At 38.7% G+C, this 6,216-nt stretch carries 9 protein-coding genes and 1 tRNA gene; 5 read left to right on the forward strand and 5 right to left on the reverse strand.

The annotated features are described in order from the left end of the window. Window positions 1-34: 34 nt before the first annotated feature. Window positions 35-967: an FKBP-type peptidyl-prolyl cis-trans isomerase gene (locus tag BIZ36_RS19305; protein WP_187459511.1), complete on the reverse strand. Its 933-nt coding sequence runs from the start codon at window positions 965-967 to the stop codon at window positions 35-37. 74 nt (window positions 968-1,041) lie between these two features. On the opposite strand from BIZ36_RS19305, the gene BIZ36_RS19310 reads away from it, so the two are divergent. Beyond that, complete coding sequence (locus BIZ36_RS19310; RefSeq protein WP_187459512.1) at window positions 1,042-1,452, forward strand: RNA-binding S4 domain-containing protein; 411 nt, start codon at window positions 1,042-1,044, stop codon at window positions 1,450-1,452. Window positions 1,453-1,502: 50 nt separating this feature from the next. Continuing rightward, on the forward strand, window positions 1,503-2,000 hold the full coding sequence (locus BIZ36_RS19315; RefSeq protein ID WP_187459513.1) for a phosphoribosyltransferase family protein: 498 nt from the start codon (window positions 1,503-1,505) through the stop codon (window positions 1,998-2,000). Here the strand turns inward: BIZ36_RS19315 and BIZ36_RS19320 are convergent. Then, a complete protein-coding gene (locus BIZ36_RS19320; RefSeq protein ID WP_187459514.1) occupies window positions 1,992-2,507 on the reverse strand; it encodes a shikimate kinase in 516 nt (171 codons plus the stop codon). The genes BIZ36_RS19315 and BIZ36_RS19320 overlap by 9 nt on opposite strands. 120 nt (window positions 2,508-2,627) lie before the next feature. On the opposite strand from BIZ36_RS19320, the gene BIZ36_RS19325 reads away from it, so the two are divergent. Continuing rightward, window positions 2,628-2,700: transfer RNA gene (locus tag BIZ36_RS19325), tRNA-Lys, on the forward strand. A gap of 231 nt (window positions 2,701-2,931) precedes the next feature. After that, entirely contained in the window at window positions 2,932-4,185 is a 1,254-nt protein-coding gene (locus tag BIZ36_RS19330) for a site-specific integrase (RefSeq protein WP_187459515.1), read from the forward strand. Between the two features lie 406 nt (window positions 4,186-4,591). On the opposite strand, the gene BIZ36_RS19335 is transcribed toward BIZ36_RS19330, so the two are convergent. The 3 genes from BIZ36_RS19335 to BIZ36_RS19345 are packed head-to-tail and all read right to left on the reverse strand — an operon-like array spanning window position 4,592 to window position 5,711. Then, window positions 4,592-5,068 carry a nucleotidyl transferase AbiEii/AbiGii toxin family protein gene (locus tag BIZ36_RS19335; RefSeq protein ID WP_187459516.1) on the reverse strand — a complete coding sequence of 159 codons (477 nt, stop codon included), beginning with the start codon at window positions 5,066-5,068 and terminating at the stop codon, window positions 4,592-4,594. Then, a complete protein-coding gene (locus BIZ36_RS19340) occupies window positions 5,065-5,247 on the reverse strand; it encodes a hypothetical protein (RefSeq protein WP_187459517.1) in 183 nt (60 codons plus the stop codon). Before BIZ36_RS19340 ends, BIZ36_RS19335 begins: the two co-directional genes overlap by 4 nt. A gap of 47 nt (window positions 5,248-5,294) precedes the next feature. Next, on the reverse strand, window positions 5,295-5,711 hold the full coding sequence (locus tag BIZ36_RS19345; protein ID WP_187459518.1) for a helix-turn-helix domain-containing protein: 417 nt from the start codon (window positions 5,709-5,711) through the stop codon (window positions 5,295-5,297). A 144-nt stretch (window positions 5,712-5,855) separates the two neighbouring features. On the opposite strand from BIZ36_RS19345, the gene BIZ36_RS19350 reads away from it, so the two are divergent. Continuing rightward, on the forward strand, window positions 5,856-6,216 hold a 361-nt coding region (locus tag BIZ36_RS19350), incomplete at its 3' end, for a hypothetical protein (RefSeq protein WP_222937475.1).

A 6,216-nucleotide genomic window follows, 5' to 3' on the forward strand; every position in this document is an offset into this window, starting at 1 on the left:
TCGGGGCTTTATTCATTTCTAGTAGTATTAAGAATTAACTATCACTGTCCAAATAATCGGGCGTGCCATCGCCATCAGAATCAGGATAGGTAATGTTTCCATCCGCATCAATTTCTATTTCCTCACGAGTGGGTATTCCATCATTATCATCATCGGAATCTAAATGGTTGCTTAGACCATTTCCAGTAGATGTTATATCGCCATCTGTGTTATCATTGTTTAAATTTCCATCTCCATTTAAATCCTCCAAAAGCGAAGGAATTCCATCTCCATCATAATCCGTATCCTCCACATAAGAGCCTAATTCCAATCTAAAAATTAAAGGAGAATAAGAAGGTATAGAACCTACTGCGCTATTGTAATATCCTAGAGCTGAAGGCATAATGACCATTCCAACACCCGTATCCTTTATTTCAAATGTTCCATCTTCTGCCACTACAACCTCTCCCCCTACCTTAAATTCAGTAGCTCCTAGCGCATATCCTCTTAGGAAATTTGGAAGATATTGCCAAGAAAAATTACTAGTACTGTCAAATTCAGTACCATCCAGTAAAGACCCTTGATATTTAATAAAAACCGAATCCGCCACAGTTGGCATTCCACCAACTCCTTCCCTAGCCTCTAAATAATAATACGTATGTGATAGACTAGCTTCGTCCTCAGCAATTCCATCCACTTGAACGGTTTTAGAAGAAACCTGATCTTTCAACGGAATAATTCCCGTGGTATCCCCCTCAGGAATTTCCTTTAAAACAATCTTATAATCAAAATCAGCCGGTGGGTTCTCAAATTCGGCATAGTTATAATAATGAGTATTCAAATATTCCTGAATTTCATCCTCATCTTCGCCAAGTACTTCATCCAATGGTCTTGGAGGTTCAATAGTAACATTGTTGTCATCATCATTGTTACAAGACCAAAAAACGGCCACAGCAGCTAAAAGAATAATAAATCGGTTCCTAATCATCAATCTGTGTTTAAGGGCGGCAAGATACAATTTTCCCCTATTTTTGTCTTGGCACTTAACAAAGATTTTTGCTTATGCGTATTGACAAGTACCTTTGGTGTATCCGATATTTTAAAACGAGAAATATAGCGTCCACGGCTGTTAAAAAAGGACAGGTAAAAGTAAACGGACAAGCTGTGAAACCTTCGAGAGAAGTGTACCCGATGGATAAATTGATTGTTCGTAAAAACCAAATCGATTACCAGTTAACGGTATTGGATATTCCTCCGAATAGGGTTGGAGCCAAATTAGTGGATATCTACCGAAAAGATACCACCCCACAAGAAGCCTTTGCCCACAGTGAACTTTTACAGCAGAGCAAGGATTATTATAGAAAAAAAGGCACCGGTAGACCTACGAAAAAGGACAGAAGGGATATTGATGAATATTTAGACGATTCCGATGATTTCTTTACGGATTCCAACAATGATGAGGCCTTTAATTAGTAGCACTCTTTGAAGGTTCTTGCTTATATTTGAACCATAAAGCTTGGCAAATGGACAATAAGATTCTCACCCATCAACAAATACAGCATACCATTCAACGTATTGCTTATCAAATTTATGAAACCAATGTTTCTGAAGAGGAAATTATTATAGCCGGTATTGATGGTGGGGGACTCAATTTTGCCAAGAAAATTCAAAAGGTATTGCTTAGGATAACGGACGCTAAAATTACCCTTTGTACCGTTTTCATGGATAAGTCAGATCCTTTAAAAAGTGGAGTGACCACTTCATTACCGGAGGCGGATTTTAGGGACAAAGCCGTGGTCCTCGTCGATGATGTTTTAAATTCTGGCACCACTTTAATTTACGGGGTACACCATTTTTTAAAAACACCATTAAAACGACTTAAAACGGCCGTTCTGGTAAACAGAAACCATAAAAAATACCCTGTAAAAGCTGATTTTAAGGGTATTTCACTATCTACCTCTTTGCAAGAGCACGTACATGTCAAATTTGAGTCAAAGAACGATGTGGTCTATTTAGACTAACTTTTCTTCAATTTCTTGGGCTATTTCCAAAGGTGATTTACCATCGCATGAAATAATATGATGGGCCTGGTTATAATAGTTATTACGCTCAAAAAGGTGTTTCCCTATAAATTCAGGCAACTCCTCTTCTTCAATGTTCTTGATTAAGGGTCTGTGCGCCTTTTCCTTTAGTAATCGTTCTACCAATCCTGGAATGGAGACTTTCAAATAAAACACGTTCTTAGAATGTTCTAGTGCTAATTTCATGTTGTTACCATAGCAAGGGGTACCGCCACCTAGGGATAAAATGGCCTTTTCGTCACTTTCCAATTGCTCTAAAAGCACCTCGGTTTCTTTTTTTCTAAAGTAGATTTCCCCCTTCTGAGAAAAAATTTCCGAAATTTTTAAATTTTCTTTTGCCTCAATTTTATCATCTAAATCTACCGAAGGTATGTCCATTTTTTGTGCAAGTAGTTTACCCACAGTAGATTTACCGCTTCCCATATATCCTAAAAGGAGTACTTTCATAATTTGGAATAATTTTAAAATTCAATAAAAAGCAAAAATATCATAATTATCCCTTGATTAATTAAGAATAGGTCTTATATTTGCACCCGCTTTAAGGCACTAAGCCAACAAAAAAGCAATGACTTGGTAGCTCAGTTGGTAGAGCATCTCCCTTTTAAGGAGAGGGTCCTGGGTTCGAGCCCCAGCCAAGTCACTTTTTGGGAAACCAAACTAAATCAAAATCCTGCAAAACGTCTGATTTGCAGGATTTTGCATTTTTTAAGCCATCATTTATTTTGCTTTAAAATGGTTTAAAAAGTTCACAAATCGTCAACATTGGGTTTTTAAATCGTCAACATATTTTAACGACCCAATGCCCTGACGATTAGCCTCTTACTGGTTGATTTGACTTTCGTAGAAAACAGTTTAACTAAAACCTAATTCTATGAGATCGACTAGCACATTTTCCATTCTTTTTTGGCAGTACGCGCAACGGGCGAATGCCAATAATGAGGCAGGCCTCTACGTTCGAATAAGCCTTAACGGTCAAAAGGCCAATATAAGCCTTAAAAAGAAGATTGATATCGACCGATGGGATTCCAAAAAGCAGCGCGCAAAGGGTTTCAATACATCCTCAAAATTGATCAACGAATATCTGGAAGAGGTCAAGACGGACCTATTCCAGCTTTATCGTGAGCTCAAGTCCAATGGAAGTTTCATTTCAGTTGAAAAAATCAAATCCAATTTCTTGGGAGAAAACAAAAAGGCTTATTATTTAAGTGACGTTTTTAATTTTCACAATACGACCAATCGCGAAAAGCTTGCTTCGAAAACCCTTTGCCACTATAGGACAAATCAAAAATATATAATGGAATTTGTCCGAGAGCAGTTCGGCAAAAGCGACTATCCGTTATATGAATTGAACTATTCGTTCCTGCTCCAATTTGAAAGCTATTTGCGCTCGTATCAGCCAAGAAAGCATTATCGAAAGCGCATTGCCAATAATGCCGTGATGAAGCATATCCAACGCTTTAGAAAACAAATCAAGCTGGCGATTGAATTGGAATGGATTCAAAGTGACCCTTTCATACGGTTCAAACCCAATATGGAAAAAAGGCAGCGTGAGTTTTTAAATCAGGACGAACTTCAGAAAATCATTCAGTTAAAAGTCGATTGCGAAAGGCTCGATATAGTGAAGGACCTATTTCTTTTTAGTTGCCACACTGGAATTTCCTATGGGGATATCGTCAATCTTAAGGCAAGGAATATTGAAATAGGAATCGATGGAAACAAATGGATTTCAGCAAAGAGAAATAAAAACGGAAATCTATACGAACTACCATTATTGGACATTTCCCTAGAACTTATCAATAAATATCTTGGCCATCCCAAAACCAAGTTTTTCAATACCCTTTTCCCCAGGATATCAAATCAAAAGCTCAACAGTTATCTAAAAGAGGTAGCGGACCTTTGCGGAATTAAAAAGAACCTGACCTTCCACATGGCCCGCCATACTTTTGCAACGACCGTTACACTTTCCAATGGTGTTCCCATCGAAACAGTTTCGAAGATGTTGGGGCATACCAAATTGGCCACTACCCAAATCTATGCAAGGGTCCTCAAGAAGAAAATTAGTGAAGACATGCTTAAACTTCGAAACAAGCTCAGAAACGAAAAAGTAAAAGAAATTATAAAGTAAGCAAACGGAGCGTAGCGGAGAGCTGCAAGTCCCAATTCTTACCTTTAAACTTTTGCACAGGGTTCCTATTCGGATTTTGTAGTGTTCGGAAAGATAAACGTCAATCAAAATCCGGATAGGGTGCAACCTACATTCCCATTTGAAATGGTAGGTATACATAATTACCATCGCAACTATCAAATTTCTTCGGTAAGTCTGATTAATATTTTTTAAAAAATCTCTTGTTAGCTAAATTCTATGTAAGCAAACAGTAGATGAACAAAAGTATATTACCATGGATATGCCCTAGAATTGCGGATACTTAATCAATTTGCTAGGCAAGTTATAAGCGTGTATCGATTAAGAGTGCAGCAACGGTTTTTATTTAACTTTAATTCTTGGGCGGTAATTAGATAGGATTTACCTATCAATCTATATTATTGATTCTTTTTAGCTCTTGAACATCGGCTAAATCTTTGGGCCTTCCCGATTTAAGCTTACTGGTAATCAGATCGTCAATGTTGAGCACTTTCCATTTTAGATTTGGGCGCTCCTCCAACCACGCTTCTTCGGCAGCTTCGTAGGCTTGGTCGAAACTTTTATTAACCGAAAAATTTGTAATCAGTTCAAGATTAAGATCGACAGGAGAGAATTTAATAGAAATATTTTGTTGCCCTTTCTTCACCTTATGTGGAAAATCTTCAATCTCATAGCCCATTTCATTGAATACCTTCACCAGCCTTTTGAAATTGTCCTCATTTGGGTCTATCCAAAAATCAACATCCGCAGAGTGTCTTTGATGCCCATGAAAATTGACGGCACCCCCACCTACCATAAGCATCCTAACCCCGTGCTTGTTGGTCATTTCCAAGAAAAGGTCGATATCCTCTTTCCATTGTCTCATTTTCCAGTGGTGATCTGGATAATGAAATTATCATGGCCCTCCTTGGCCTTCGTGGGAAACCTATGTATGTTCTGCATCAAATCCAAAAAACTGTAGACACGCTCTGTAGGGGAAAGTGCCAAGAAATCTCTTTCCTGTTCTTTATTGGACTCCTCTTTGCTACGAAATTGAACTAGCATATAATGTTATTTATAACAGAACTGACATAAATTCTTATCAAACCCTACTACGACTTGGTTAGTTTCTCTAAATAAGCAACTTTGTCCTTTTCTGCTTGAAGAAGACGTTCATAAAGCTTTCTATTTTCTTCGTAAACCTCGACTAATTTATCCAGTGGATTAAAGGTACAATTATTAGGGTGGAACGTACCTTGACTATGTGCAAAACTATTATCATAGAAATTGTTGAAATAGTTAATCATTGATTCCTCTGAAAAGTTCTCAATAGCCTGTTTTGTCACCCCCAAGGCCTTGGCAATCTCCTCCAGCTTTGCATCCTCCACCTTTTCGCTGTTCTCGATGTTGGATACCGCCTGTTGGCTGATGCCCAACTGTTCGGCCAAGGTTTCCTGTTTCATTCCCCTTAGCTCGCGGATCCTGCTGATCTTCCTTCCGATATGGCTGTTCCTGGTCTTTGTCTCCATATACCAAATATAGGGTGTTTCCCACAATAATCCGATTGTAAATTACAAATCGCTTCCGATAAAATACAACCGCACTTGGTGGGCTACACTGGAACATGGACTTAATATGGGATTTAAATCTAAAACCCCTTAATTGACAATGCCATGCGATACTATAAGAACATACCGGAAAACTACACAAAAAAGAAGGAACTCTCCAAGCTCATAGATAGCATACTGAACGTGGTCACTATCGATGCCATCTTTCTCTCGAAGGAACAAAGGGAGGGTAATTTATCGTACCATATCCTCACCTTCATTGCCGATGTCGATAACGACCCCATTCCCAATGAAGTCCTTTCTTGGTTGGCCAAACAGGGCAAGAGCCATCCAAACCTTCGGATGCGCATCTATACAGAGGAACAGTCGGAGATAGCCCTTTCCCGTGGTTCCCTCTATTTTTTGGAGCATTGCTGCCTTGGCCATACCGTTTATGTGCGTACCGAGGGCGGCAACCTGTTGGACT

The sequence above is a fragment of the Cytophaga sp. FL35 genome, from assembly GCF_014349235.1.
Classification (GTDB): domain Bacteria; phylum Bacteroidota; class Bacteroidia; order Flavobacteriales; family Flavobacteriaceae; genus Euzebyella.

Bases quoted from the DNA above. Each gene is read 5' to 3' on its own strand.
- BIZ36_RS19305 (WP_187459511.1), bottom strand. From the start codon at position 967: ATGATTAGGAACCGATTTATTATTCTTTTAGCTGCTGTGGCCGTTTTT.
- BIZ36_RS19310 (WP_187459512.1), top strand. From the start codon at position 1,042: ATGCGTATTGACAAGTACCTTTGGTGTATCCGATATTTTAAAACGAGA.
- BIZ36_RS19315 (WP_187459513.1), top strand. From the start codon at position 1,503: ATGGACAATAAGATTCTCACCCATCAACAAATACAGCATACCATTCAA.
- BIZ36_RS19320 (WP_187459514.1), bottom strand. From the start codon at position 2,507: ATGAAAGTACTCCTTTTAGGATATATGGGAAGCGGTAAATCTACTGTG.
- BIZ36_RS19330 (WP_187459515.1), top strand. From the start codon at position 2,932: ATGAGATCGACTAGCACATTTTCCATTCTTTTTTGGCAGTACGCGCAA.
- BIZ36_RS19335 (WP_187459516.1), bottom strand. From the start codon at position 5,068: ATGAGACAATGGAAAGAGGATATCGACCTTTTCTTGGAAATGACCAAC.
- BIZ36_RS19340 (WP_187459517.1), bottom strand. From the start codon at position 5,247: ATGCTAGTTCAATTTCGTAGCAAAGAGGAGTCCAATAAAGAACAGGAA.
- BIZ36_RS19345 (WP_187459518.1), bottom strand. From the start codon at position 5,711: ATGGAGACAAAGACCAGGAACAGCCATATCGGAAGGAAGATCAGCAGG.